This window comes from Ruegeria sp. AA6, assembly GCF_056542865.1.
Genome location: NZ_JBQGAN010000005.1, coordinates 70,575 through 94,448 on the forward strand (window position 1 = coordinate 70,575; position 23,874 = coordinate 94,448).

Consider the following 23,874-nt stretch of genomic DNA (forward strand, 5'->3'; position numbering starts at 1 on the left):
CCTGATGCGCTGCACAACCCCTCCTATTTTAACGTCATTTGGAACCGAACAAACTCTACCGACATGAGTCTCGGCTGACCTCTAGTGGACTAAAGGATTGTGGCTGTTGACCGGGCGGGCTCGATCCCTCATCCTGCGCATAACAGACTGGCCCGGCGCAGTTATTTTTCCGTTGTGGTCAATTATTTGAGCAAGGCTTGTATCATGCCGGATGGATCGCAGAAGCAATATATGCTGGACACGCATCGGTTGCGCGACCCCGAAGAAACCCTGGCGATCGTCAAACCGTTTTTGAAAGATATGGGTATTACCCGGATTGCAAACCTGACCGGATTGGATCGGATCGGGTTGCCGGCAGTGATGGTTTCACGGCCAAACTCGCGTTCAGTTGCGGTGTCGTTGGGCAAGGGTTTGTCGTTGTCGGCCGCCGAAGCGTCCGGCGTGATGGAGGCGATTGAATCCTGGCACGCCGAACGGGTTCATCTGCCCCAGCGTCTCGCCAGATATGCCGATCTTTCAATGCAAGCGAACGTAGTCGATGTCGCCCGTCTTTCGCGCGTGACGGGTGGACGCTTTGACCCAAACGCTAACATGTTGTGGGTTCTGGGACAGGACTTGGGCACCGACAATTCATGTTGGGTCCCTCTTGAGATGGTCGACACGGACTATACGACAGCTCCGGTCGGTGGGCAGAAGGCTTTTCCTCGAACCACCAACGGGTTGGCGTCGGGGAACAATTTGGACGAGGCCAGTTGCCATGCCATCTGCGAATTGATTGAAAGAGACGCGACAACGCTTTGGCATCATCAGGCGAAGCGACCACGCCTTGATCCAGACAGTGTTGACGATCCGCGTTGCCGTCAGGCCATCGAGATGATTGCTGCGGCCGGTCTAGAGATGGGTCTGTGGAACACGACATCTGACATCGGCGTTGCCAGTTTCCGCTGCGTGATATGCGAAGGCGGCGGGCAACCCGGCCATATTGGTATCGGTGACGGCTGTCACCCGGATCGGGCGATTGCTTTGCTTCGGGCGTTGACCGAAGCGGCGCAAACCCGACTAACCTATATCTCTGGCGCGCGGGATGATCTGGACCCCGCAGAATTCACGGATCCAGCAAAATCCGATCGGGCCCGTTATGTGCGCGGATTGATCGATCGGTCCGAGGCCAGGAACAAGTTTTCCGACTGCCCGTCCCACGTCACCGGATCATTCGATGAAGACCTAGCGCTTCTTCTACGGCGGCTTGCAAGTGCGGGTATTTCGCAAGTGGTGACCGTGGATCTGTCGCACGCGGAATTCGATATTGCAGTCGTTCGTGCGATTGTCCCCGGCCTTGAGGCGCCGCATGATGAACCTGATTACATTCCCGGCCCACGGGCTTTGCGCGTTTCAGAGGGGCGGATATGACAGCAATCGTTTTCGTCGGCCCTACCCTTTCACCCGATGCGGTGTCTGACTGTCTGGACGCAAGAATTCTTCCGCCAGTTCGTCAGGGCGACGTTTATCGTGTTGTGCAGGAAAAGCCTGATGCAATCGGCATCATTGATGGGTTTTTCGAAGGCGTGCCTTCGGTCTGGCACAAGGAAATTCTATGGGCAATCGAGCATGGTATCCCGGTATTTGGCAGTGCCAGCATGGGGGCCTTGCGCGCCGCTGAACTGGCCGATTTCGGGATGATCGGTGTTGGCGGTATTTTTGAGGACTACTACAGCGGCGTTTTGCAGGATGACGATGAGGTCGCGGTGCTGCACAGCCCGGCCGAACTGGGATTTCAGCCGCTGAGTGAGCCAATGGTGTCAATCCGTGCGACCGTCGCGCAGGCTCAGAATGATGGAATTTTGTTGCCGGACTCAGCTGCCGAGATATTGCGGCACTCGAAAGCGATGCATTATCGCCAACGGGTTTGGCCCGATATTCTGGTTGCTTTGGATGAACTGCCCGGAATCACGGCATTCACCGAATGGCTTCCATCGGGCCGCATCGACGCCAAGGCCGAGGATGCGCGCGCCATGCTTGAGCGCATGTCCGACCATCTGGCCGAAGCCCGCCTGCCCCCTTTGGACCCCGTGCGGACCGAGCGCACCTTGATGTGGAAGGAACTGCGCGCTCGGGTAGATACAGCTCAACCGGTTGTCGACGGCTCTGTCTTGGATGAATTGCGTCTGGACCCGAAACTATATGCGCGCATGCGAGAACGCGCAGCATTGGCCCTTTTGTCAGGCGAGGATACAAATCGGAAGGACCACAGCCCTGCACGTTCCGATCTGGTCAGGCAAATGGACGACCACAGGGCCAGCGTGGGATTGTCACGTCGTTCTGATCTGATGGAGTGGATCGCAGCGAATGATCTGAGCCCTCAACGTTATGAAAACATGCTGGCGGATGGCGCTCGGATTGAAGCCGCGATCGCCGCGCGCTCTGGGCAATTGGACGCGCAAATACTGTCTGAGTTGCGACGGTTGGATCAATATACGATCCTGCGCGATCGGGCAGTCAGGAAGGCGCAAAATGCTATTTCGGTGGGTGAGGCTGGGGCAGATCGCCTGCGTGTGCTGATATGGTATTTTGAATCTCATCTTGACCAAGAGGTGCCCGATGATCTTGATTCCTATGCAGAGGCTCTTGGTTTGTCTGGCCGGGATGCGTTTTATAAATTGATAGAAGCTGAATTTTTATATTGCCATTCTGGAACTGATGCAGGAGCCGCCGAGTAAAGGCCACTGGATTTGACCGGGCACGACACGGGAGGGCGTTGAGTGAATTACCCCGAACAGATGCAAGAGGAAGAACCCGGCACGCGGTTTTTGCTATTTCCACAATCTCCCTTTCTTGAGCCGGACGCTGAACTGGAATTGGTCGAGGTTTCAGCCCCGCAAGGAAGCATCGGCCCAGGCCCGTCGGGTCCGCGCATGTACACCGTCAATCCGGTGGGGAAAACAACCCCATACGGTGCGATTGTGCCGGGACCAGACGGGCCGGGAATGTATTTGCCGCCCTGGGATGGCTATATTCAGCCACCGGCCACGCCGGATGAATTCGGCAATTTCATACATATCGACCCGTCCGACCCCGCCTTTGAGGCCGCGCATTTGTTTGGGTCAGCGCATTTTACAATGGATGTCTGGCAGGGGTATTTCGACCGTCCAATCCCTTGGCATTTTGCCCGCGACTTCGACCGGCTAGAGTTGTCGCTGCTTCCCAGCCTCGATAACGCTCATATCGGGTGGGGTTTTCTGGAAACAGGCGGCACCCATGAACACGGGGATGAATATCGCCCCTACAGCCTGAATTTCGATGTGGTCGCGCATGAGATCGGCCATGCCATCATCTACAGCGTGATCGGCATGCCCTCGGACGGGGAAGCCGGGGGCGAATACTACGGGTTTCATGAATCGGCAGCTGACATGGTGGCCTTGCTGGCATCACTGCATTTCGGTTCCGTCGTGGACAAGCTACTCGAAAATACGCGGGGCAACCTTTACACCTTCAACCGCCTTAGCCGGTTTGCCGAGCTTTCAGACAATGCGCAAATCCGTATGGCCGCGAACAACCGGTCACTTTCGGAATTTGCTGCGGGGTGGTCCAGCGAACACGCATTGTCAGAGCCCTTAACCGGGGCAATGTTTGATATATTCGTCGATATTTATCACGAACGCTTATTGTTGCACGGCCTGATCTCGGCCGAAGACGAAAACTTGTCGGACCGGCTGGAAGACTCACCGAATTACAGTGAGGTTATGCAAGAAATTTTCGACAAGCGTTATGCTGAGAACCCCGAAGGTTTTCGCATCGCATTACTGGAGGCACGCGATTATCTCGGGACATATTTAGCCGACGCATGGGACCGGTTGGACGCGGATATGCTCAGCTATTTTGGGGTCGAAAAAGCCCTGTTGGCCGTCGATCAGGAAATAACCGGTGGTGCGTTCCGGCGCATTATCGAGGGCAACTTCCGCATGCGCGACATTGGTTTGACAACTGCCGGGCCGCGCTTGCCTGACCCAGACGAAGACAGTCATTCGCATTCGGTCCGTACACAAGTGCCGGATTGAAACCAAAATCCTTTATTTTGAAGCGGTTTTGTGGCATGCATTCGAGAAGTGATTATTCGAATTCATTGACCCGAAATTCTTGCTCGGGTTCGTTTATAGGGGGAGATAAGGGTTCTGACTCTGTCTATCCCATAGTTGGGAGAATACGATATGCCTGAATCCTTGCTCAGTTTTTCAGAAGTGCTGTTATTTGGCCGCGAACTAAAAGATTTGGAATACAAGCGCATTGCTGCCACCGGTCAGGGCGCAAACAAGCATCTCGACAACCAATTCGGCGTAGCAAAAGGTGCCAAAGGACCGAGGTTCGCAAAGATTTACGGCTTCGCTTTTGAGGGAACCTACTACGATCTGCCCGAGCCGGTAATTTTCCTTGTGCATGGAGACGGTGAAGAAATTGCCAAAAAGAATGAGCCGCCGGCCCATGCGTCTAGAGCGCCGAAGGAGCCTGGCCTCGGCGGTGTCGCCGCAGCGGATTATCAAGTGGCTGACGAGATCAGGGTCTGGCGGTATGACAAAGCTGACCAGACAATGCGCATGGATGTAATGACGGGCCAGTTCGAACAGGTCCTTCTGGATGTCTTTTTCGGGGGTGACAGCCCGTCAGTCAGCGGTGCTCGCGTCAGCGGAGCACGAGTCAGTGGCGCGCGTGTCAGCGGTGCCAGAGTCAGCGGCGCCCGCGTGAGTGGCGCACGTGTCAGCGGTGCCCGCGCCCGAGGGTCAGACGACTGACGCGAAACAATTAAGTGTCACATCGTGGAAAGATCTCGACAGGCCCTTGCACTGCAAGGGCCTTTTCAGAACCCGGCCTTTTTCAGACCCTCAACAAAATGCTGCGTGTCTTCTTCCAACTTGTCCGGCTGGACTGTTTCCCAACGTTTCAGTGAAAAGTTCGGGTGCGCTGCACGATGCTTGTCCGTGATCTGGCGGGCAAGTTCCGTCTGACCAAGCTGCGCATAGCTTGCCGCCAGCAAACGCTGCCCTTCGGTGGGATTGTTCATCTTATTAACGGCATCAATCGCCTCTTGATAGCGCTTGAGGTTGTAGTAAGCCCCGCCAAGATGCCACAGGTATTGATCTGGAAAGTACGGATTTAAACGCATCGCCTGTTGGAGATGGGTGATTGCCGACTCGTTGTCACCACAATGAGCCAGAGCGTCGGCAAAATCCGAGTGCATGTCGGCATCATTGGGGTTCAATGCCAAAGCCCGCTTATAGGATTGTAGCGCGGAATCGTGCTCTTTCCGATAAAGATGCACATAGCCCAACTCACCAAAACCACGCGCATCCGTGGGATCAAGCTCGATGGCGCGTTGGGCAAAGATCAGCGCCTGATCCAGCGCACTCGACGGGTCTTCGGACCAGGAATAGCGCCAGTCGATATTTAACGTGCGAGACAAGGCCGCTGCTGCGCGGGCATACCCTTCGTCTCGTTCCAGCGCGGACTGGTAGAAGTTGTGCGCTTTCTTGTTGTCGTTCCGTGTGTACTTGAAGATGTGGTATTGGCCCTGAAGTACCGATCCATAGGCTTCCAAATCGGACGGAACGACCTGCGTCATACGCTGCTTTTCATGTGACTCGATCATCACTGCAGTAGCGGCAACGATGCATTCAGTTACTTCGTCCAGAATATCGAAAATATCGTCGATCTTGCGGTCAAACCGTTCGCCCCAAATGGTGCGTTCGGTGGTGGCATCGACAAGTTCCGCAGTTATTCGAATACGGCTGGCAGAGCGCCGCACGCTGCCCCGCGCGACATAACGCACGTTCAGTTTTTGAGCGGCCTCTTTCGGAGGCATTGACTGTGTTTTGAAGAAGAAAGACGAGTTTCGCGCAATGACAAACAAGTTGCGAAATTTCGACAGGTTCATGATTATGTCGTCGGTCAGCCCCTCGGCGATCCAACTATCCGATTCATCCCCGCCTTGGCTGCTGAAGGGTAGAACGGCAACCGATGGCGTGTCGGGGCGCTCCAAAACATCACCAAGTACGTCAGGCCGCATTGTCCCGGCCATCGTTGCACCGGCGACTTCGCTTCGGACGCAGTAAGTCGAGACCGGCGAGAGGATGTTCTTTAGATGTTTGGGTCCCAGAAACTCATACCCGTATCGCAGGCGGTTGCAGACTTGATCGTAGACTGCGGAACTAACATAAACTCTTTCGGGCTCAGCAATTTCTTGTAGTCGGGCCGCGATGTTGACGTTGTCGCCGTGAATTCCCCGATCATCAATCAGAATCTCACCAAGGTGAATACCTGCGCGAAAGTTGATTCGTTGGCTTTCTGCACGATCCTGATTGTGCTGGTTCGCGATGCGATGCAGTTCCACCCCAAATTCCACGGCGCTTGTAGCGGTTTCAAATAAGGCCAGAATCCCATCACCGCGTACTTCTACCACGCGGCCCTGGAAACGTGCACAGGTTTCCTCAAGCTGATACAGTAGGGATTTCAGTGCATTATACGTGTCCAACTCATTTTCGCTCATGAGGCGCGAATAGCCGACGACATCGGCAAATAAGACAGCACCCAGCTTCTGCGTTATGGAAGGATTTGGACCCGTGGTGTTCACATTCATAACTCGTCTCAAGGGCCGTTTTCGAACCCTATGGTCACCTTATATCAAAAAAGGCTTATGCAGTCTGAGCGTAAAACTACACCCAAATTGTCGCGGATAGTCAGTTACACTTATCAACCTGTGGTGGCCATGACCAGCGCGGGCACCCGCCTGAACCGAATGTTACTATTGTTTCTGGGCTCAACTCATTCGCCAGGGTCAATCGCCGGTCCGTCCAGTCTTGCCTGAGCAGCCCAACCACAATCATATCGTGGAATGTTCCGTCCGCATACCAAGCTTCCCGCATCGTGCCTTCAACCTGACAACCCAGCCTTTCCACGAGATCGCGGCTGATGTGGTTGTCTTGCCGGTAGTAAGACGTCAGCCGGTTCAGGCCAAGCTGACGGAATGCGAAATCTGCAAGCAACGCCGCTGCTCGGATCGCAAGTCCCAGCCTACGGGCCGATTTTTCAACAAACATGGCAATGATCGCATCCCGATTTATCGGGGAAATTGCTTCCAGGCCAGCCAGGCCCATAACTTGACCATTATCTGCGACGACGACGAACCAGCACTTCCCAGTGCTCCCCGATGCGCTAAATGCGTCGCCCCATACTTCTTCGGTTTGAGAAAGGTTGAATGGGATTCGCGAAGTGCGGTCAAACCGGCCGAGGTCTTCGATGTCCTGAAACCAGGGGGTGATAACCTCCAGATCCGCTTTTTCCAGAGGGCGCAGCGTGAATGCGTTGTTGGATTTATCTGGCAATTGTACAACTACCCTTAACTAAAATAAGAAAATATACGTCCCGGACCCTAACACACGTATGCATGAAACACGAAGTTAGAAAACAAGTGTCCGGCGAATATGTACCAATGGCGGCCGAAAATTGGAAACCGGCCTCCTTGAAGCAGTCGGGCGGGTAGTCGGCAGAAGATTGTGCGGAGTCGTGCAGGTTGTGAGCTTCCCCTGTGGACAAATTCTTTAGAAAAACGAGATCGATAACTTCCTTAGGCTCCGGGCCCGTTGATTTCGCCTGATGTTGAGAGTCGCGGCTCGAAGGCGAGCGGTGAACATGACTGAATTTTCCTTACAGATTGATGAGCAGATGGGGTCTCGAGTGGGATTACATTCATTGATCGTGACGGTTTACAGAGGCGCGTTTCGCCCAAAGAGTGCCCCTATACAAAACACTCTACAACCATTGGAACCGGTAGAGCGGCAAAGGTATTTTCGCTCAGTTGATGATCGACCTAATGGCGGACCAAGGTGACGGATAGACCGTTGTAATCGAAGTGAAAAGACAAATGACGTGCGTTCAAGCGACCCCGCGCTAGTATCTGGAAGCCCGCGGCACGGCGGTCAGGTCAGCGTGTAAATGTGGTGCTTGCGCACCGCTCAGCGGCCTGCCCAATGTGGAATGGCTGCCTGTAGATCGCGGCTGTGACACTGGCTGGCTCAGAGAAACATGGAAAGGCAAAGGCATAGCAACCTGTATCCCAGGGCGGAAGCAACGCGCTGCAATCGTCAGATTCGACAAGCGTCGCTCCAAAAGGCGCAATCCGATCGAATTCATGCTGGGCCGCTAAAAAGACTAAAGGCGTGTTGCAACCCACTACGACCAAAGCCCAGGCATGTTCCACTTGGCCATCGCTATCACCGCCAGGGTCATCTATCGGTTGTAAGATCTGAGCCTAATTGGCAGAGCTTGAGGATCTAATTTTTAGCGCAAGCTAGAATGCAGCGTTAACCCAACCGGCGGCATTGAATTCAAAGCAGTCAAATATTGCGGTCCAAGTCGTCGTCGATGCCAAAAAAACCCGGATGTGTCATGAGCAATTGGCTAATTCCCCTGACTCTGCAGGTTGCCAGAAATGGTGATGTTGAGGCGCTATAGTCTTCTTCCGCTGCCGAAGGTAGTGTTGCTTCTGCCTGCCTGGCACGGCCTTTGTTCTTTGCCGCACAGTCCGGCCTTAAAGAAATTGTCGTAATCCCTATTGAACATGGCGCGGATGCTAACTCGGTTTTCGACTTTGGTAGTCCATTGCAGAGGGCCGCTCGTGGCAATCATGCGGAAATCGTTTAGCTTATGCTGAAATCAGGTGCGGATCCGAGTGCAGAGGCCGGCTGCAAAGACTACACGGCTTTTCACAATGCTGCCGACATGGGCGCTTTGTCCACCTCTCCGTTCTTGCAAAGTCTATTTGTGAATGTCCGTTTTTGGCTGAGATAGGCCATTGATATTCAACGTAGAGACCGACCGTTGAGAGCCCAAGATCGCATTCCGCCGCATCCAAATGAATGGCCGCTGCCCGTGCTATTCAGTTCCCACAACCCAAAATTCGTTGCGCCTGGACCTAACCCGCTCGGCAAGAAAATCGACAAACAGTCTGACCCTTGCCGTGTTCTGAAGATCACGATGCAGCAGCAGCCAAATGCTTCGATAGGGTATGGGCTTTTGGAATGGTGCTCGGATCAGATTGGGGTGACGGTCGCCAAGGTTGCAAGCAAGGTAGGCCATGCCCAGACCGGATGCCGCCAGCGTAATCAGAGGGACCAGTTCAGAAACCCGGTGTTTTAGCGTGGCATTGGGATAGTAGCTGTCTTTCACCCATTTCGCACTTGTCGCGTCTTCTGGTTCATGCCAACCGATTAAGTGTATCCCTTCACCGCCATTGTTTCGTATGCGTTCAGCGTATTCTCGCGTGCAATAGGCTGCCTGTGACATCTGGACGAGCTTTCGTCCAACAACATCGTCTGTGACCTCATCTGCGACACGCAAAGAGACGTCAGCCTCCCGGCGCATCAGGTCGCGGATATCGTTTGTGAAATTCATGTTAAGGGTAATGTCTGGGTAAAGCGCGGCGAAGGCAGCAAAATCATCCATTAGGGATGTCATGGCAAAGCCATGGGGCAGAGTGACGTAAACCGTACCGGATGGTTGTGCATCTCGACCGACGATGACCCGCGATGCGGCAGTCATTTCCTCCTCCACGCGTTCGGCATGCGGCATCAGGTCTTCACCAAGCTGCGTCAGGGCAAGTCCAGATTTGGAACGGTCGAACAACCGGCTGCCAACGCGCTGTTCCATGACAGAAAGCCTGCGCGTCAGAGTGGTGTGGTTCACCTTGATACTTTCTGCCCCGCCGCGAAGAGTTCCGGTTCGGGCAACGGCCAGAAAGAACTTCAGGTCATCCCAATTGAGTGTGTGGCTTTCGTTTGTCGACATGCGCCATGTGTTTCATTTTTGAAGCAAAGAGTCCACTTTTTTCCATCTATATGTCAAATACTGACCGCCTTATGTTGAGCCCACCAAGAGTGACCTCCAGGGAACCAAACCCATGAATCCGATCCAATCCGTAATGATAACCGGCGCAAATGCCGGGCTTGGTCGTGAAGCCGCGCGCCAGCTTGCCTTGCAGAAAGGTATCGACAAAATCTATCTGGCCTGCCGTAACGAAACCAAAGCCGAAGCTGCCAAAGCGGCGCTGGAGCGTGAGACCGGACGCAAAATATTTGACATTGTCCAGATGGACGTGGCTGACTCCGACTCGGTTCGCGCCGCTGTGGCTGACCTTTCCATCCCAATAGATGCTGTCATCCTGAATGCAGGTGGTACAGGAGGTCGAGATCCCAATCGTCTCACCAAAGACGGTGTGACCAATATCTTCGCCACCAATGTTCTGGGCCATGTGGTTCTGGTGGATACGTTGTTGGAACGCCAGTTGGTAACGACCACAATCCTCTATGCCGGTTCCGAAGCTGCACGAGGCATTCCCAAGATGGGGATGCATCGCCCTAATCTGTCCGAAAGAACCGTGGACGAGTTCCGCTCAATAGCGGACGGTAGCAAGTTTGGCCCCGAGGGCGATCCGATGCAGACCTATGGTTACGCCAAGCTGACTGCAACCCTTTGGATGGGAGCGATGGCCCGTCAGCATCCGCATATCCGTTTTGTCACCATGAGTCCTGGCGGTACGACCGGGACTGCGGGTTTTGATGATTTGCCTCTGCTGAAACGCATTTTCTTCAAGCATGTGGGCGGCGTATTGATGCCTTTGTTCGGGATGATGCACAGCGCAGAGACCGGAGCGAAACGGTATCTGGACGGGTTGCTTAACCCAGAATTCAAAACCGGCCATTTCTACGCAAGTAAAGCAGGGTACCCCACTGGACCTGTCGTGGATCAGGCCAGCATTGATGGAACCCTTTCAGACTGCACCAATCAGGACAACGCAAAACAGGCATTGCGCCAATTTGCCTGAAGCAAAGGAGAAATCAAATGGAAACCACACTGAACATCTTTGTCATTCTTGCAACGCTCATGCTGACGGGCCTCGGTATCATGTCTATGTTTGCACCCCGGCGCATGGTCGCCAATTTTGCCATCGAACCCGTGGGAACTGCTGGGCTCAGCACCATTCGCTCGGTGATCGGCGGTCTGTTTCTGGCCTCGGTTGCTTTGCTGGTGATCGGTCTGACAACAGGGCAGACGCTAGCCTACATGGTTGTTGCGATCCTGATGGGAGTCGTGGCTTTTGGTCGCGTTGTCAGCATACTGGCAGATGGATTCGATAGGGCGGTTCTGCCGCCATTGGTCGTTGAACTGGTTCTCATCACTGTACTAATTTCAGCTTACTACCAGCTTACTGTCTAGGCGGATTGGCTTCAAAAATGCGGCGGCGAAGATGAATTCGCCGTTGCCAGCACAGTATTTGACCGCTTCTAAGAGTGGGGACCCTAGTAGATCCCGCTTTGTCGCGCCTCTCGGAAGCTGAATGTATAGCTGTGAATGCCCACTTTACGGAGCTAGTATTGAAAAACTTGAAGTTTGGACGCGCCTCGGGCGTCGCGTGAATTGGTCGAGCTTTTCGTTTCAGCCCGTTGGTGCTGGTTGCGGGAGCAGTTTTGCGAGCTTCCGGAGGTTTTGCGCGGTGGCTGTGAGTAGGAACTGTTCATATGCGTCATTGGGTCCTCGAAGCCGCATCATTGGTTCGCCCATGTGTCGCGTCAGATGGGCAATAAGCATCTCGGCCTTCCGCCTCTGAAAGAATGAAGTCATGTAGGCGTCTGTTTTCCGGATTACGCGGGCGATATCTCACGCGGTTTCATGCACGGAACGCAGTTCCTTGTTGCCGGGGCATGTATAGCTGTTGGTTGCAGGGTCATAGATAAAGTCATCGCGCGAGAATGTGCCGTCCGTTCGCTTCGATTTATCCCAGACCGGAATGTGTAGGGCGATACCGCGCTCTTCCACCGACCAACCCGAGGTCTCGGCTGATGCGTAGCCCGTAACACCAACCAGCTTGTCTGGCGTCCCGCTGAAGCGATCCGTAATCCGGTCGAACCATCGGCGAGCGGAAAAGGTTACGGCGGCGCGGATTGAAACTGACGGCTCCACGTCGACAATGACCACCTCGTCCAAATCCACAATATAGTTGGTTGAACATACTAAGAAGGCTGTACCGCCATCTGCCCCGGTCCAGCAAGCGGCGGGATCAACCGGCAAGATTTGTTCGGGTACGACCTTAGTCGACGCGCCGAATGCGGCATCATCCTGTGCTTCAAACTATTCCTGAACCACGAGCGTGGTCAGGTCGGGCGGCAGACAGTCTTTGCTATCAATGCCGCGCGTCTGGTTCGCATTGACGGGGATCAGTCTGGCGTCGACATCGACGCTCTCGCGCCCAACTAGACCTTCGTCAATAAAGCGCTTCAGAACGGATTCGAAGAGGTGTCGGAACAAATCGCTTTTCCGGAAGCGACCGTGCCGATTCTGCGGAAAGATAGAATGGTCCGGCACAGGATCAATCAAACCGAGTTTGCAAAACCAGCGATACGCCAAGTTGATATGAACCTCTTCGCAGAGGTGGCGTTCAGACCGAATGCCTTGGCAATAACCCAACAACAAGATCCTGATCATCAGTTCAGGATCAGTCGAAGGACGGCCATGCAAGCCATAGGATGGCGCCAGCAGTGAGCGGACTTCCGATAAATCAGGGAACCGGTCAATCCCATGCTAGGGATGATCGGCAGGACCAAACTCGTCAAATCAGAACTCATGAAACAGCACGCCTTGCGCCACCTGCCTGGGTCCCAACATCGCTTTAACGCCACTCTCAAATCGAGTGAATCAGCGAGAGATCAACTAATCAACGGATTTTTCAACGCTATCCGGACAAAGCTGAACTTCGCTGCAACATGAGCCAATGAGGGTAAGGGCGGCCAACGCCGTCCATGTATTCCAAATGCCATTCGCTTGATGGCGCGGTTATCGCTTTTGCGCTCAGCATTATATGCATGCGCCAATGCATTTGCCCCAGGTTGAAAAGCGAGGCGCGGTGCTAACCAAAAGTGCATTTTACGGCTTGGCAGCGCCCCCCTATCTCCCCCAATCCTGATCCTGCATCTCGCGCAGGCGAGACGCGGTCCGTTCGAACTCAAAAATTCCTTCGCCCTCAACGTACAACATCTCGGGTTCGGCGGCGGCGGAACAGATCAGCCGCACCTTTGCTTCATACAAGGCGTCGATCAGTGTGACGAACCGTTTGGCCTCGTTAAAATTATTCCGTGAAAGGCGGGGGACGTCTTCCAACACTAAGACCTTCAGCACGTCGGCAATCGCCAGATAATCCGCAGGCCCCAGCATCCGACCGCACAGATCGTAAAACGAAGCGCGCGCAACACCGTTCCGAAACGCGGGTAATTCCACTGCACGCCCTTTGACTTGCAACACCATAGGTTCACCGCCGCCACCTGAAAGATCATGCCAAACACTGCGAATATTCTGCCGCGCCTCTGGGCCAATCGGAGTAAAATACACCGGCGCGCCTTCCAGGCGATTTTGACGGTAATCAGTGGGTGAGACCAGTTCCCAAACCTGAAGCTGTTCCTTGATATGGGCGATAAACGGAAGGAATAACTGACGATTCAGCCCGTCTTTGTACAAATCATCGGGATGCCGGTTGGACGTGGTGACAACTACCACGCCACCTTCATGCAGCAGATCGAAAAGGCGGCCGACGATCATCGCGTCGGTGATGTCGGTGATCTGCATTTCATCGAACGCCAGCAGTTTAACTGTTTTCACAACCTCCTGCGCGACCGGAGCAAGAGCATCTTCGACACCATCCTGACGGGCTTTGTGCATACCTGCATGAATCTCCTGCATGAAGGCATGAAAATGCACACGTCGCGCCGAGACCCCGTCCAACGCATCAACGAACATATCCATCAGCATGGATTTGCCACGTCCCACACCACCCCACAGGTAGAGACCTTTGGGCGGAGGAGGTGCCTTGCGGAACAAGCTTCGCTTCACCGGGGCGGTCAACGCCTCGCGGATGCGTTCGAAATGGGGTAGAACGGCCTCTTGCGCGTCGTCCCGTGTCAAAGTGCCCTCGGCAATTCGGGCGTTGTACAGCGAAATCAAATCCGTCATAGCCCGAGCCATAGCGCCCGCTTTGCGCCTTGAAAAGCGGCCAATATCGTCGACACATCAAATTTCCTTATCCGTGACCGCAAATCTGCTGATTTGACCAGCCGAAGGAATCCGCTACCGTCCGCCGGATAAAGTCCCCGAGGTCCAAATGCCGCAATCCGCTCGTCTACTGAACCCGATCCTGATCGTTGGGTGTATCATCATCACGGTCAGCTTCGCTGTGCGCGCCTCGTTTGGGGTATTCCAGATTCCGATCGCCAGCGAGTTCGGCTGGCTGCGCACAGATTTCTCACTTGCGATTGCAATCCAAAACCTAGCCTGGGGCGTCGGTCAGCCAATCTTTTCCGCGATTGCCGAAAAAGTCGGCGACCGTAAGGCCATCTTTCTGGGCGCGCTGACCTATGCGGCGGGCATGGTGCTGTCGGCTTGGTCTGTCACACCGTTCGGGCATCAAATGTACGCGTGGCTGGTGGGGTTCGGCATCGCAGGCACCGGGTTCGGTGTTGTGCTAGCTGTGGTCGGGCGTGCCTCGTCCGACAAGAACCGTTCGATGTCTTTGGCCATGGTGACAGCAGCAGGCAGTTTCGGTCAGGTGATCGGCGCCCCAACCGCCGAATGGCTACTGACTTTCCTGCCGTGGCAGCAGGTCTTCATCGTATTCGCAGTTGCGATCCTCGCCCTTGTGCTGTCATTGCCCTTCATGCGCGTGCCAAAACCCGTCAGCAAGGCCGAGTTGGAAGAGAGCATGAGCCAGATTTTGGGTCGGGCATTCCGTGATCCGTCCTACACCTTGATCTTTCTCGGGTTCTTCAGCTGCGGCTATCAATTGGGCTTCGTCACCGCCCACTTTCCCGCTTTCGTGACCGAGATGTGCGGGCCGATTCAGCCGGGTGGGGTATTGCATTCCATAGGCATACAAACAACCTCGGCGCTTGGCGCTGTTTCGATCGCTCTGATCGGATTGGCAAATATCGCTGGTACGCTTTTGGCGGGCTGGGCTGGGAACCATTTCCCAAAGAAGTATTTGCTGGCCGCCGTTTACACCGGACGGACTCTGGCCGCCGCCGCGTTTATCATGTTCCCGATCACGCCGCTCTCGGTCATTGCATTCTCGTTGGTGATGGGATCGCTCTGGCTGGCGACGGTGCCGTTGACTTCAGGTCTGGTCGCCCATCTCTATGGTCTGCGCTACATGGGCACTCTGTATGGCATCATCTTTTTCAGCCATCAGGTCGGCAGCTTTTTGGGCGTCTGGCTGGGCGGCAGGCTGTATGACCAGTATGGTGATTACACGATGGTGTGGTGGATTGGTGTGGCCATTGGCGCCTTCAGCGCCATTGTCCACCTTCCCATTCGTGAAAATCGGCCCACAGTTGTCCCGGCCTGATCTAGAGGGCTTCCTCAGGGCTCAGTAACCCTTCGGCCACCAAACGGTCTGCCCACCCTTGCGGACCGTTAAAGTGATGCGTCTGCCAGCCGCGTGAGCGCGCGGTTTCGATATTGTCGATGCGATCATCCGCGAACAGCAGACTGCTAGGGGGCAGACCACAATCATCCTCGACCATCTGATAAATCGGAGCATATGGCTTCACCATCCGCATCCGACCCGAGACATAGTGTCGGTCAAACTCATTGAGGAAGGGATAGACCGTCGTGGCATAGTCGAAGTTTTGCACACCAAAATTGGTCAAAGCAAAAACCGGTATGCCTTTGGCTCTCAAGGCCCGCTGCAAACGAACGGAATGCGGGATTTCCGGAGCGGCCAGTTCGATCCAGTTGTCGTGCCACATCCGAATTTCATCGCGCCAATCGGGGTATTTTTCGGCCCAGTCATAGATCGTATCGGTGAAATGGTGCCCCTGATCGACAAGGTCGTTCATTCCGTGCAGATCAACCTCGGCAAACATGGCGCGACGGCGCTCTTCACCGATGGTTTTGTCGTAATAGCGCTCTGGCTGCCATTCGATCAGAACATTCCCAATGTCAAAAACAACGGCTTCAATCGGCATAAGTTATTCCTGTCAAAACAATCCTGATTGTGCCCGACTGAACCAATCTCAAACCGCAATTACAAGGCTGAACCGCAGCGCGCAGCGCTGCCCGGCCCAACGGAAGAAGGCGCATCTTTGATGCGTCGCCGACCGGCGGGAGCGCTACCGGCGCAACGCCGCACGCAACTCACGTTCCAGCGCATCCAGAAACCGGGACCGATCCGCCTTACCAAAGGGCTTACCGCCACCGCCCGCGCCCAGCGGATTGGCAGCACGCAGATCAGCCATTAGATCGCGCATCGCCAGTTGCTGACCGATATTGGCCGCCGTGAACGCCTCGCCGTTGGGGCGCAGCACCCGCGCCCCGGCCTCGACGCATTTCGCGGCCAGGGGGATGTCGGACGTCACAACAACATCCCCCGGCCCGCAGCGTTCAGCGATCCATTTGTCAGCCTCATCCGCACCCTCTGAAACGATGACGACCTGCACTAACGGGTTCGACGAAGGCCGTAGCCCACCATTCGAGACCAGCGCCATCGGCACCTTGTGCCGTGTGGCCACCCGTTCGGCCTCGGCTTTTACGGGGCAGGCATCGCCATCGACATAGAGCGTGGTCACGCTTTCTTAGCCTCTTTCTTGGCGGGTTCGACAGGTTTCTTGCGCACTTTGAACTCGTCTGGGATCGGCATGCGATTGAACGCGTCCAGGCCAGCGATCTTGTATGCCTCAGCCAGTGTTGGATAATTGAACGTGTTCTGCACGAAATAGTCGACCGTGCCCTTTAGATTCAACACGGCCTGCGCGATGTGGATCAACTCGGTCGCACCTTCACCGACGATCTGCACCCCCAGCACCCGGCGGGTTTTCAGCGAAAACAGCATTTTCAGCATGCCGTGCTCCAGCCCCATGATATGCCCGCGCGAGGTTTCCCGGAACCGTGCCACGCCGACCTCATAGGGAATGCCACGTTCCTGCAGTTCTTCTTCGGACATGCCGCAGGTGGAAATCTCGGGCACCGAGTAGATGCCATAGGGATACCAAGGGCTTTCCGGCAGGGTTGGCGTATCCAGCGCATGACAGGCTGCCACGCGGCCCTGCTGCAGCGAGGTTGAGGCCAACGAGGGATGCCCGATCACGTCCCCAGTCGCATAAATATGCGGGACGGACGTCTGATAGGTCTTGCGGTCCACCTTGATCCGGTTGCGATGGTCGGTTTCCAGCCCGACTGCGTCCAAATTCAACGCCGAAGTTGCACCCATGCGTCCAGCCGCGAACAGCAGCATTTCGGCACGCACATGGCGGCCATTATCCAGCGTGACTTCGACATGTTCGCCCGCATCTTCGATCTTTTCGACAGCAGACCCCAACCGCAGATCAACACCGTTTTCACGAATTTGGTGCGTGAAATCGTGGATCAGCCGCTTGTCGATGAAATCAAGGAAAGAGTCGCGCGGTTCGATCAGAGTTACGCGCACATCCAGGGCTGAAAACATCGTGGCATATTCGACGCCAATCACCCCGGCACCTATCACGACCAGCGAACGCGGAATTTCCGCCATCTCCAGAAAATCATCACCATCGACAACGGTTTTGCCGTTGAACGGTACATAGTCAGGCCGATAGGTTTTCGTTCCGGTGGCGATCAGGAATTTGGCCGCCGTCAGGCGGGTGGTTTCCCCGGCGTCCGTTGCAACCTCAACCTCATGCGGGCCGACGAATTTGGCCAGACCGTTCAGGGTCTCCACGTGGTTGCGGTTGAACTGATGCTCGAGCACGTCGACCTCGTGGTCGAGCGTCATGTGCAGACGCGCCTTGAGGTCTTCGGCCCGGATCTGATCCTTGACCCGGTATGAGCGGCCATAGAAGCTGCGCTCGCGCCACCCGGACAGGTTCAGCACTGTTTCCCGCAGGGTTTTCGAGGGGATCGTTCCGGTGTGCACCGATACACCACCAAACCGGTCCTTGCGGTCGATCACCAGAACGCGCCGCTTCAGTTTGCCCGCCTGAATGGCTGCCGATCGCCCGGAAGGACCCGACCCAATGATGATCAGGTCGTAATCGTATTCGCTCATGCCTCAGTCTCCGTACAGCGCCTCGGCGTGGAAGGTGATGTGATCTTCCATGAAGGTCGACACAAAGAAATACGAATGGTCATAGCCGGGCTGCAGACGATAAGTTGCCTGTTGGCGACGTTCGGCAATCGCCTGCGCCAATGCTTCGGGGCGCAGCAGGTCGATGAACTGATCATTGGCTCCGGTGTCGATCAGGATCGGGCCATCAAAGCCAACCTCTTTCATCATCAGCGAGGCGTCATGTTTGGCCCAGGCGGCCTCGTCATCGCCCAGATACGCGCTGAGTTGCTTGCGGCCCCAATCCGCCCCAGTCGGGTTCGAGATCGGCGCAAAGGCAGAAACCGAGCGATAGCGCCCCGGCAGGTTCATCGCCAAGGTCAGCGCGCCATGGCCGCCCATCGAATGGCCGGTTATTGCCTGACGGTCCATGTCGAGGGCAAAGTTCTCGGCCAGAAACGCGGGCAGTTCCTCGGCCACGTAATCCCACATGTTGAAATGCGGTGCCCAAGGGGACTGAGAGGCATTTACGTAGAACCCGGCACCCTGTCCCAGATCGTAGTCTTCGTGATCGGCAACGCCTTCACCGCGCGGTGAGGTGTCGGGGAAGACCACGGCAATCCCTTGCTCCGCGGCCCAAGCCTGCGCACCGGCCTTGGTCATGGCGTTTTCATGGGTGCAGGTCAGGCCAGACAGATACCACAGGACCGGAACCGGGCCGTCCTTGGCCTCGGCGGGCAGGAACAGACCAAAGGTCATGTCGCATTGGCAGGCTGAGGAAGCATGGCGGTACACGCCTTGCACGCCACCGAAACAGGCGTTTTCCGAAAGGGTTTCCATCTGTCAGAGTCCTTCATTTGAGGTCGCGACATGGCTAACGACCCAAGGGCGTGGCGTAAAGGCCGCGGACCTCTGGCGCGTGCATTTTTTTGGCAGATGCTCGTCAGAGTGTTGCGAGCCAGGCGATAACGACGGGCACCGTCAGAATACTGGCTGCTGTCGACAGAAGGATTGCCGCCGAGACCCGATGTGGGGCCACGCCATAGTGCGCCGCTAGCATATAGACGTTGCCTGCCACAGGCAGAGCTGCAGCGGCGATAGCGACCGAGGCCGGGAATGTTTCAATCGGGATCAGCCACAACAGCACAACTGCGACGCAGGCCGGGTGAACGATCAGCTTACAGAAGCTTAGCCATGCTGCGATCTGCGCACGTTCAGCGGATTTCGAGGCCAGTGAAGCCCCGATCGCAAACAAGGCACCGGGCGTGGCTGCACCGCCCAAAATGGTCAGGAAATCGTAAAGAACAGCCGGAACCGGCACCTGAAATGCCGACCACAGCATTCCCGCTGAGATCGACACGATCATCGGATTTTTGACCAGTCCCAACCCGATCAGGCGCAGGGTTGCCGGGGTCAGTTTGCCGTCCCGTCCTCCGTTTATCAGGATGACAATCAGCGAGGAAAACACCACCAGATCGACCGTCAGAACCAACATCACCGGACCAATGGCTGCCTCAGACAGAAGCATTGCCAGCATTGGCAGGCCCAGAAAACCGACATTGCCGATGGCCGCGCATTGGGCTTCGACCGCGGCGGTAGGAATGTCCAGCCTGCGTATCCAGGCGACGAGTGTTGCCAGTACATAGACGGCAGTGGTGCCCAGCAAGTAGCCCACAACCAGCCGAACATTGAAAATTTCGGCAAAGGGCAGAGTGGCGGCAAATCGGAACAGCATTGCCGAAAGCGCAAAGTAAAATACGAATTTGGTCAGATATGCGGTCGCTTCTTCGCTGAAAAACCGGCTGCGACCGGCCCAATATCCCAGGCCGATAATCGCAAAAAACGGAAGGGTGCGCAGAAATATCTCGACCATGGTCAGAGTGTTAGCATTGTTTGGCCACGCGGCAAATCATCAACGGGAACCGGGGGCTAACGTAACAGTGAGCCGCGTTCTGACACCAATACGGAATGAAACCATGCGAATCGTTGTATCTGAACTGATCGGTTTATAGTTTGGGTGGATCAGCTACCCCAGGAGAGCCCATGACCCAGACAGCCGCCATCCTCCGCACGGGCCGCAAATTCGACCAGGTTTTGCAAGGTGCCCGAGAGGTTTTTATGGCGGATGGGTTCGAAGGCGCCAGCGTTGACGATATCGCGCGGGCGGCCGGGGTGTCCAAGGCGACGCTGTACAGTTACTTCCCTGACAAACGGCTATTGTTCATGGAAGTTGCGCAGACCGAATGCAAACGGCTTGCGGAACACGTCATCTCGATGATCGACGATTCCAAACCTGCTCGCGAAGTTCTGACGATCACTGCGACGCAACTGGCCGCTTTTTTGGTGTCGGACTTTTCGCAACAGGTATTTCGGATTTGCGTGGCCGAGCGCGACCGGTTCCCAGAGCTTGGCATGGCCTTTTTTGAGGCTGGGCCGCAGAACGGCCAACGCCACATGGTCGAATATCTTGAAAAGGCTGTGAAAAAGGGCGAGCTGGCCATAGAAGACCTGCAAATCGCAGCCGAGCAATTCTCGGAATTATGCAAAGTTCGCATCTGGTCCAAGGCTGCATTGGGTATCCAAACCAGTTTCAACCAAGCTGAGATCGATGAGATCGCTCTGCAGGCGGTTGACATGTTCATGGCGCGCTACGGGGTCTGATCAGACCAGCTTGGTCAAGATTTGGGCAGCAACGCGCGCCTTTACCCAAAGCGAGGCAGGTCGCCACGTTGGCGTTTGACAGATGAACTTTTCTGTCAAACCATCAGGCGGATGTAGAAAAGGCCTCTTGATCCTTGACCAGTGTAAACACCAGTTTTTCCCGACGCCTGAATGACCTGCTTGTTCAGATTTACCCCGACCACGACCGTGCCGAGCTGGCGCGTGAAATCACTGATGCCTTTTGGCCCCCGAACACACATCGGCGCAAACAAGGGCGCAAGCCGGGCAACAAGCTGTGGTCGGAAAAAGACAGCGTTCTCATCACATACGGCAACTCGATCGAGGATCAGGTTCACAAGCCTTTGGACTTGCTGCATGATTTTCTGATCCGTCACCTCAGCGGTGTGGTGAACGGGGTGCATATCCTGCCATTCTTTCCCTTTACATCTGACGACGGGTTCGCGGTTTCGGACTATTACTCGGTCAGCACTCAGTTGGGGGATTGGCCAGACATCACTCGGATCGCGGGCGATTTTCATCTGATGTCCGATCTTGTGCTGAACCACGTCTCAAGTCAGGGCGCGTGGTTCACCAATTACCTACAGGGAAAGTCCCCGCACGACCGTTTCTTTTTCGAAGCCTCGCCCGAGGATGATCTGTCTGGCGTCGTGCGTCCGCGTACCACGCCTTTGTTGCGGCAGGTGGATACCAATGAGGGCGAAAAATACGTCTGGTGTACCTTCAGCCACGATCAGGTGGATTTGGATTTCTCGAACCCCGAAGTTCTGGTTGAGATGCTGCGGATCATCCGCCTGCATATCGACAAGGGGGTGCGTATCTTGCGGCTGGATGCGGTGGCGTTTGTCTGGAAAGAGATCGGCACGAATTGCATTCACCTGCCGCAGACCCATGCCATCGTGCAATTACTGCGGTTGCTCTGCGACTACGCCACCGAAACGCTGGTTTTGCTGACTGAAACCAACGTCCCGCGAACCGAGAACCTCAGCTATTTCGGCAACCGGAACGAGGCGCACGCTGTTTATAACTTCCCCTTGCCGCCACTTATTCTGCACGCGATGCAGTCGGGAACGGCGCGGTATCTGCGCGAATGGCAGGCAGCCATGCCCCCTGCTCAATTGGGCTGCGCCTATCTGAACTTCACCGCCAGCCATGACGGCATTGGGATGCGACCGGCCGAAGGCGTTTTACCCCCCGAGGAAAAAGAACGCATGATCGACACCGTGCGCCGGATCGGCGGATTGGTGTCGATGCGGGCACTGCCGGACGGGCGCGAGGAACCCTATGAGCTGAACTGCGGGTATTTCGAGGCGATGCGGGCCACGTTTAAGGGCGAAGATCAGTATCATCTGGCCCGGTTTATCTGCTCGCAAACCATCGTGATGTCGCTGGAAGGGATACCGGCGTTTTACATTCACTCATTGCTGGCTACGCCCAACGATCACGAGGCCGTTGAACGGCGCGGTATGAACCGGGCGATCAACCGGCATCGCTGGCACTACCCTGATCTGCTGGCGCGGCTGGCCGATCCCGGGTCCAATCAAGCGCTGGTGCTGTCTGAACTGTCGCGCCGTCTGCGCCTGCGCGCGAAACAGCCTGCATTCCATCCGAACGCCACGCAGTTCACGTTGCGACTGGATGATCGCGTCTTTGGCATCTGGCGGCAGAGTCTGGACCGCAGCCAGTCGATCTTTGCGCTGCACAATGTTGCGTCCGAACCTGTGCATGTCAGCCCCGCCGAGATCAACATGATCGCCGAAGAGGTCTGGACCGATGCCCTGACCGGAGAAATTCTAGCCACCAACGGCCCCGATATCGTGCTGGCGCCATACCAGTGCCGTTGGATTACGAACGCGGCGTATATTCCTCCAGATCGTCGGACACCGCGGCTTTGAGCCTTATAAGGAATTCTGGGTCAGCCGAATGGACGCGGTTCCATGTCGGGATGAAAGGCGTCTCATGCGGGTTGTCGAGAAAGACCTGACCGGCGCGAATGATATTTTCAGCAAACAGCTCGATAGATTTCTCTTCCTTGTGCCGGTCCAGTTCCAGCCCGTTCATCTTGGCGTCGGTGTAATAGCCCTCAATTAAGTCCAGAGCGGATCGGTAATAGGTGGCCTTGAGCGTGCGGAATGTGTTCGGCGTGAACACGGTGCCATCGGCGGCCAGCTTGCGGAAGATCGCCTTACAGATATCGGTGGACATGCGGGACAGACCGCGATTGGCGTCCTCGGGCGACAGGTCCTGATGTTTATGGTCGTAGTTGTCAGCGATTTCGACTTGGCAAACAGATTTCGGGGCCAGATTGCGCCATGCTTCGGACAGAACGCCAATCTCTAACCCCCAATCGGACGGGATACGCAGATCGGGCAGGGTAGGGGTGCGGATGGCGAACTCACCCGACAGCGGATAGCGAAAGCTGCGCAGGTAATCGAGGTAATCGCGATCCCCGATCACCTTTTTCAACGCAATCAGCAGCGGGCTGACCAGGAGGCGGGTGACGCGGCCATTCAACTTACCGCCTCCAATGCGGGGATAGAACCCTTTGGCCATCTGGAACGGGAAAGTCGGATTGACGACCGGATAAACCAACCGGTCCAGCATTTGCCGTTCATAGGTGACGATATCGCAGTCATGAATGGCCATGACTGAGCTGTCGGCGCAGGCCAACAAGTACCCGATGCAGGACCAGACGTTCTTGCCTTTACCCGGCTCTTGCGGGGCCAACCCCAGCTCTTGCAGATGCGCTTGCAGCTTGGTCAGTCTCGGGCTGTCATTCCAGATCACCGCGTGGTTTTGCGGTAACTTGGCAAAAAAGGAACGGGCATGGCGATACTGCTGCTCGTCCGCTTGATCCAGACCAATAATGATGCGGTGCAGATAGGGAACCTGCGATAGTTCCTTTAGAATGCCAGCCAGCGCTGGTCCCTCCAATTCCGAATACAGGCATGGCAGGATCAGAGTGATCTTGCGTGTTTCAGCAAAGACCGAAATCTCGTGCGCCAGATGTCCGGCGGGCCTGCTGCGCAGATTGTGCAGGGTGGTTATGTTTCCGTTCTGATGAAAATCAGCCATGAATAACGCCTTTTGAA

The 23,874-nt window shown here is 55.6% G+C and carries 19 protein-coding genes and 2 pseudogenes; 10 read left to right on the plus strand and 11 right to left on the minus strand.

Annotated elements, in window-relative coordinates; translation table 11 throughout:
• The first annotated feature begins 204 nt into the window (after nt 1-204).
• From ACR0LN_RS08940 to ACR0LN_RS08955, 4 genes are all read left to right on the plus strand, one after another.
• The gene (locus ACR0LN_RS08940) at nt 205-1,410 is read left to right on the plus strand and encodes a YcaO-like family protein (protein WP_480429140.1); all 1,206 of its coding nucleotides are present in this window, start codon (nt 205-207) and stop codon (nt 1,408-1,410) included.
• Nucleotides 1,407-2,717 carry a TfuA-like protein gene (locus ACR0LN_RS08945; protein ID WP_480429142.1) on the plus strand — a complete coding sequence of 437 codons (1,311 nt, stop codon included), beginning with the start codon at nt 1,407-1,409 and terminating at the stop codon, nt 2,715-2,717. Before ACR0LN_RS08940 ends, ACR0LN_RS08945 begins: the two co-directional genes overlap by 4 nt.
• 42 nt (nt 2,718-2,759) lie before the next feature.
• A complete protein-coding gene (locus ACR0LN_RS08950; RefSeq protein WP_480429144.1) occupies nt 2,760-4,055 on the plus strand; it encodes a gluzincin family metallopeptidase in 1,296 nt (431 codons plus the stop codon).
• A gap of 150 nt (nt 4,056-4,205) precedes the next feature.
• The gene (locus ACR0LN_RS08955) at nt 4,206-4,784 is read left to right on the plus strand and encodes a hypothetical protein (protein ID WP_480429145.1); all 579 of its coding nucleotides are present in this window, start codon (nt 4,206-4,208) and stop codon (nt 4,782-4,784) included.
• Between the two features lie 65 nt (nt 4,785-4,849).
• On the opposite strand, the gene ACR0LN_RS08960 is transcribed toward ACR0LN_RS08955, so the two are convergent.
• Together ACR0LN_RS08960 and ACR0LN_RS08965 are read right to left on the minus strand one after the other, a co-directional pair.
• Nucleotides 4,850-6,625, minus strand: coding sequence for an adenylate/guanylate cyclase domain-containing protein (locus ACR0LN_RS08960; protein WP_480429147.1), 1,776 nt, complete (start codon nt 6,623-6,625; stop codon nt 4,850-4,852).
• Between the two features lie 100 nt (nt 6,626-6,725).
• The gene (locus ACR0LN_RS08965) at nt 6,726-7,370 is read right to left on the minus strand and encodes a GNAT family N-acetyltransferase (RefSeq protein WP_480429149.1); all 645 of its coding nucleotides are present in this window, start codon (nt 7,368-7,370) and stop codon (nt 6,726-6,728) included.
• Between the two features lie 592 nt (nt 7,371-7,962).
• On the opposite strand from ACR0LN_RS08965, the pseudogene ACR0LN_RS08970 reads away from it, so the two are divergent.
• Nucleotides 7,963-8,287, plus strand: a pseudogene (locus ACR0LN_RS08970) (transposase family protein); the annotation flags it as partial.
• 632 nt (nt 8,288-8,919) lie between these two features.
• Here ACR0LN_RS08970 and ACR0LN_RS08975 read toward each other — a convergent pair.
• Nucleotides 8,920-9,831 carry a LysR family transcriptional regulator gene (locus tag ACR0LN_RS08975; protein ID WP_480429150.1) on the minus strand — a complete coding sequence of 304 codons (912 nt, stop codon included), beginning with the start codon at nt 9,829-9,831 and terminating at the stop codon, nt 8,920-8,922.
• A gap of 112 nt (nt 9,832-9,943) precedes the next feature.
• On the opposite strand from ACR0LN_RS08975, the gene ACR0LN_RS08980 reads away from it, so the two are divergent.
• Together ACR0LN_RS08980 and ACR0LN_RS08985 are read left to right on the plus strand one after the other, a co-directional pair.
• Nucleotides 9,944-10,867 (plus strand): SDR family NAD(P)-dependent oxidoreductase, encoded by a 924-nt coding sequence (locus tag ACR0LN_RS08980; RefSeq protein WP_480429152.1) that lies wholly within the window; start codon nt 9,944-9,946, stop codon nt 10,865-10,867.
• Nucleotides 10,868-10,884: 17 nt separating this feature from the next.
• Nucleotides 10,885-11,259 (plus strand): DUF4345 family protein, encoded by a 375-nt coding sequence (locus ACR0LN_RS08985; RefSeq protein WP_480429153.1) that lies wholly within the window; start codon nt 10,885-10,887, stop codon nt 11,257-11,259.
• Nucleotides 11,260-11,478: 219 nt separating this feature from the next.
• Here the strand turns inward: ACR0LN_RS08985 and ACR0LN_RS08990 are convergent.
• Together ACR0LN_RS08990 and zapE are read right to left on the minus strand one after the other, a co-directional pair.
• Nucleotides 11,479-12,705, minus strand: a pseudogene (locus ACR0LN_RS08990) (transposase).
• A gap of 279 nt (nt 12,706-12,984) precedes the next feature.
• Nucleotides 12,985-14,043: a cell division protein ZapE gene (gene zapE / locus ACR0LN_RS08995; protein WP_480429155.1), complete on the minus strand. Its 1,059-nt coding sequence runs from the start codon at nt 14,041-14,043 to the stop codon at nt 12,985-12,987.
• 148 nt (nt 14,044-14,191) lie between these two features.
• Here zapE and ACR0LN_RS09000 point away from each other — a divergent pair, with 148 nt between their 5' ends.
• A complete protein-coding gene (locus ACR0LN_RS09000; protein WP_480429158.1) occupies nt 14,192-15,430 on the plus strand; it encodes an MFS transporter in 1,239 nt (412 codons plus the stop codon).
• 1 nt (nt 15,431) lies between these two features.
• Here the strand turns inward: ACR0LN_RS09000 and ACR0LN_RS09005 are convergent, their stop codons facing one another.
• The 5 genes from ACR0LN_RS09005 to ACR0LN_RS09025 all read right to left on the minus strand — a co-directional run bounded on the left by ACR0LN_RS09005 (nt 15,432) and on the right by ACR0LN_RS09025 (nt 19,976).
• Nucleotides 15,432-16,052, minus strand: coding sequence for an HAD family hydrolase (locus ACR0LN_RS09005; RefSeq protein ID WP_480429160.1), 621 nt, complete (start codon nt 16,050-16,052; stop codon nt 15,432-15,434).
• A 144-nt stretch (nt 16,053-16,196) separates the two neighbouring features.
• Nucleotides 16,197-16,652, minus strand: coding sequence for a YaiI/YqxD family protein (locus ACR0LN_RS09010; protein ID WP_480429162.1), 456 nt, complete (start codon nt 16,650-16,652; stop codon nt 16,197-16,199).
• Nucleotides 16,649-18,106, minus strand: a complete 1,458-nt coding sequence (gene sthA / locus ACR0LN_RS09015) for a Si-specific NAD(P)(+) transhydrogenase (protein WP_480429163.1) — start codon at nt 18,104-18,106, stop codon at nt 16,649-16,651. The genes ACR0LN_RS09010 and sthA overlap by 4 nt, the downstream gene beginning before the upstream one ends.
• Nucleotides 18,107-18,109: 3 nt before the next feature.
• On the minus strand, nt 18,110-18,943 hold the full coding sequence (gene fghA / locus ACR0LN_RS09020) for an S-formylglutathione hydrolase (protein WP_480429165.1): 834 nt from the start codon (nt 18,941-18,943) through the stop codon (nt 18,110-18,112).
• Between the two features lie 103 nt (nt 18,944-19,046).
• Nucleotides 19,047-19,976: an AEC family transporter gene (locus ACR0LN_RS09025; RefSeq protein ID WP_480429167.1), complete on the minus strand. Its 930-nt coding sequence runs from the start codon at nt 19,974-19,976 to the stop codon at nt 19,047-19,049.
• A gap of 170 nt (nt 19,977-20,146) precedes the next feature.
• Here ACR0LN_RS09025 and ACR0LN_RS09030 point away from each other — a divergent pair, with 170 nt between their 5' ends.
• The gene (locus ACR0LN_RS09030) at nt 20,147-20,764 is read left to right on the plus strand and encodes a TetR/AcrR family transcriptional regulator (RefSeq protein ID WP_480429169.1); all 618 of its coding nucleotides are present in this window, start codon (nt 20,147-20,149) and stop codon (nt 20,762-20,764) included.
• 134 nt (nt 20,765-20,898) lie between these two features.
• Nucleotides 20,899-22,677: a sugar phosphorylase gene (locus ACR0LN_RS09035; RefSeq protein WP_480429171.1), complete on the plus strand. Its 1,779-nt coding sequence runs from the start codon at nt 20,899-20,901 to the stop codon at nt 22,675-22,677.
• Here ACR0LN_RS09035 and ACR0LN_RS09040 read toward each other — a convergent pair.
• Nucleotides 22,628-23,857 carry a glycosyltransferase family protein gene (locus tag ACR0LN_RS09040; protein ID WP_480429173.1) on the minus strand — a complete coding sequence of 410 codons (1,230 nt, stop codon included), beginning with the start codon at nt 23,855-23,857 and terminating at the stop codon, nt 22,628-22,630. The genes ACR0LN_RS09035 and ACR0LN_RS09040 overlap by 50 nt on opposite strands.
• Nucleotides 23,858-23,874: the final 17 nt, after the last annotated feature.

Coding starts and splice junctions, on each gene's coding strand:
- zapE (WP_480429155.1), bottom strand. CDS start 14,043: ATGACGGATTTGATTTCGCTGTACAACGCCCGAATTGCCGAGGGCACT.
- ACR0LN_RS09000 (WP_480429158.1), top strand. CDS start 14,192: ATGCCGCAATCCGCTCGTCTACTGAACCCGATCCTGATCGTTGGGTGT.
- ACR0LN_RS09030 (WP_480429169.1), top strand. CDS start 20,147: ATGACCCAGACAGCCGCCATCCTCCGCACGGGCCGCAAATTCGACCAG.
- sthA (WP_480429163.1), bottom strand. CDS start 18,106: ATGAGCGAATACGATTACGACCTGATCATCATTGGGTCGGGTCCTTCC.
- ACR0LN_RS09040 (WP_480429173.1), bottom strand. CDS start 23,857: ATGGCTGATTTTCATCAGAACGGAAACATAACCACCCTGCACAATCTG.
- ACR0LN_RS08975 (WP_480429150.1), bottom strand. CDS start 9,831: ATGTCGACAAACGAAAGCCACACACTCAATTGGGATGACCTGAAGTTC.
- ACR0LN_RS09005 (WP_480429160.1), bottom strand. CDS start 16,052: ATGCCGATTGAAGCCGTTGTTTTTGACATTGGGAATGTTCTGATCGAA.
- ACR0LN_RS08955 (WP_480429145.1), top strand. CDS start 4,206: ATGCCTGAATCCTTGCTCAGTTTTTCAGAAGTGCTGTTATTTGGCCGC.
- ACR0LN_RS08980 (WP_480429152.1), top strand. CDS start 9,944: ATGAATCCGATCCAATCCGTAATGATAACCGGCGCAAATGCCGGGCTT.
- ACR0LN_RS08945 (WP_480429142.1), top strand. CDS start 1,407: ATGACAGCAATCGTTTTCGTCGGCCCTACCCTTTCACCCGATGCGGTG.
- fghA (WP_480429165.1), bottom strand. CDS start 18,943: ATGGAAACCCTTTCGGAAAACGCCTGTTTCGGTGGCGTGCAAGGCGTG.
- ACR0LN_RS08985 (WP_480429153.1), top strand. CDS start 10,885: ATGGAAACCACACTGAACATCTTTGTCATTCTTGCAACGCTCATGCTG.
- ACR0LN_RS09025 (WP_480429167.1), bottom strand. CDS start 19,976: ATGGTCGAGATATTTCTGCGCACCCTTCCGTTTTTTGCGATTATCGGC.
- ACR0LN_RS08940 (WP_480429140.1), top strand. CDS start 205: ATGCCGGATGGATCGCAGAAGCAATATATGCTGGACACGCATCGGTTG.
- ACR0LN_RS08960 (WP_480429147.1), bottom strand. CDS start 6,625: ATGAATGTGAACACCACGGGTCCAAATCCTTCCATAACGCAGAAGCTG.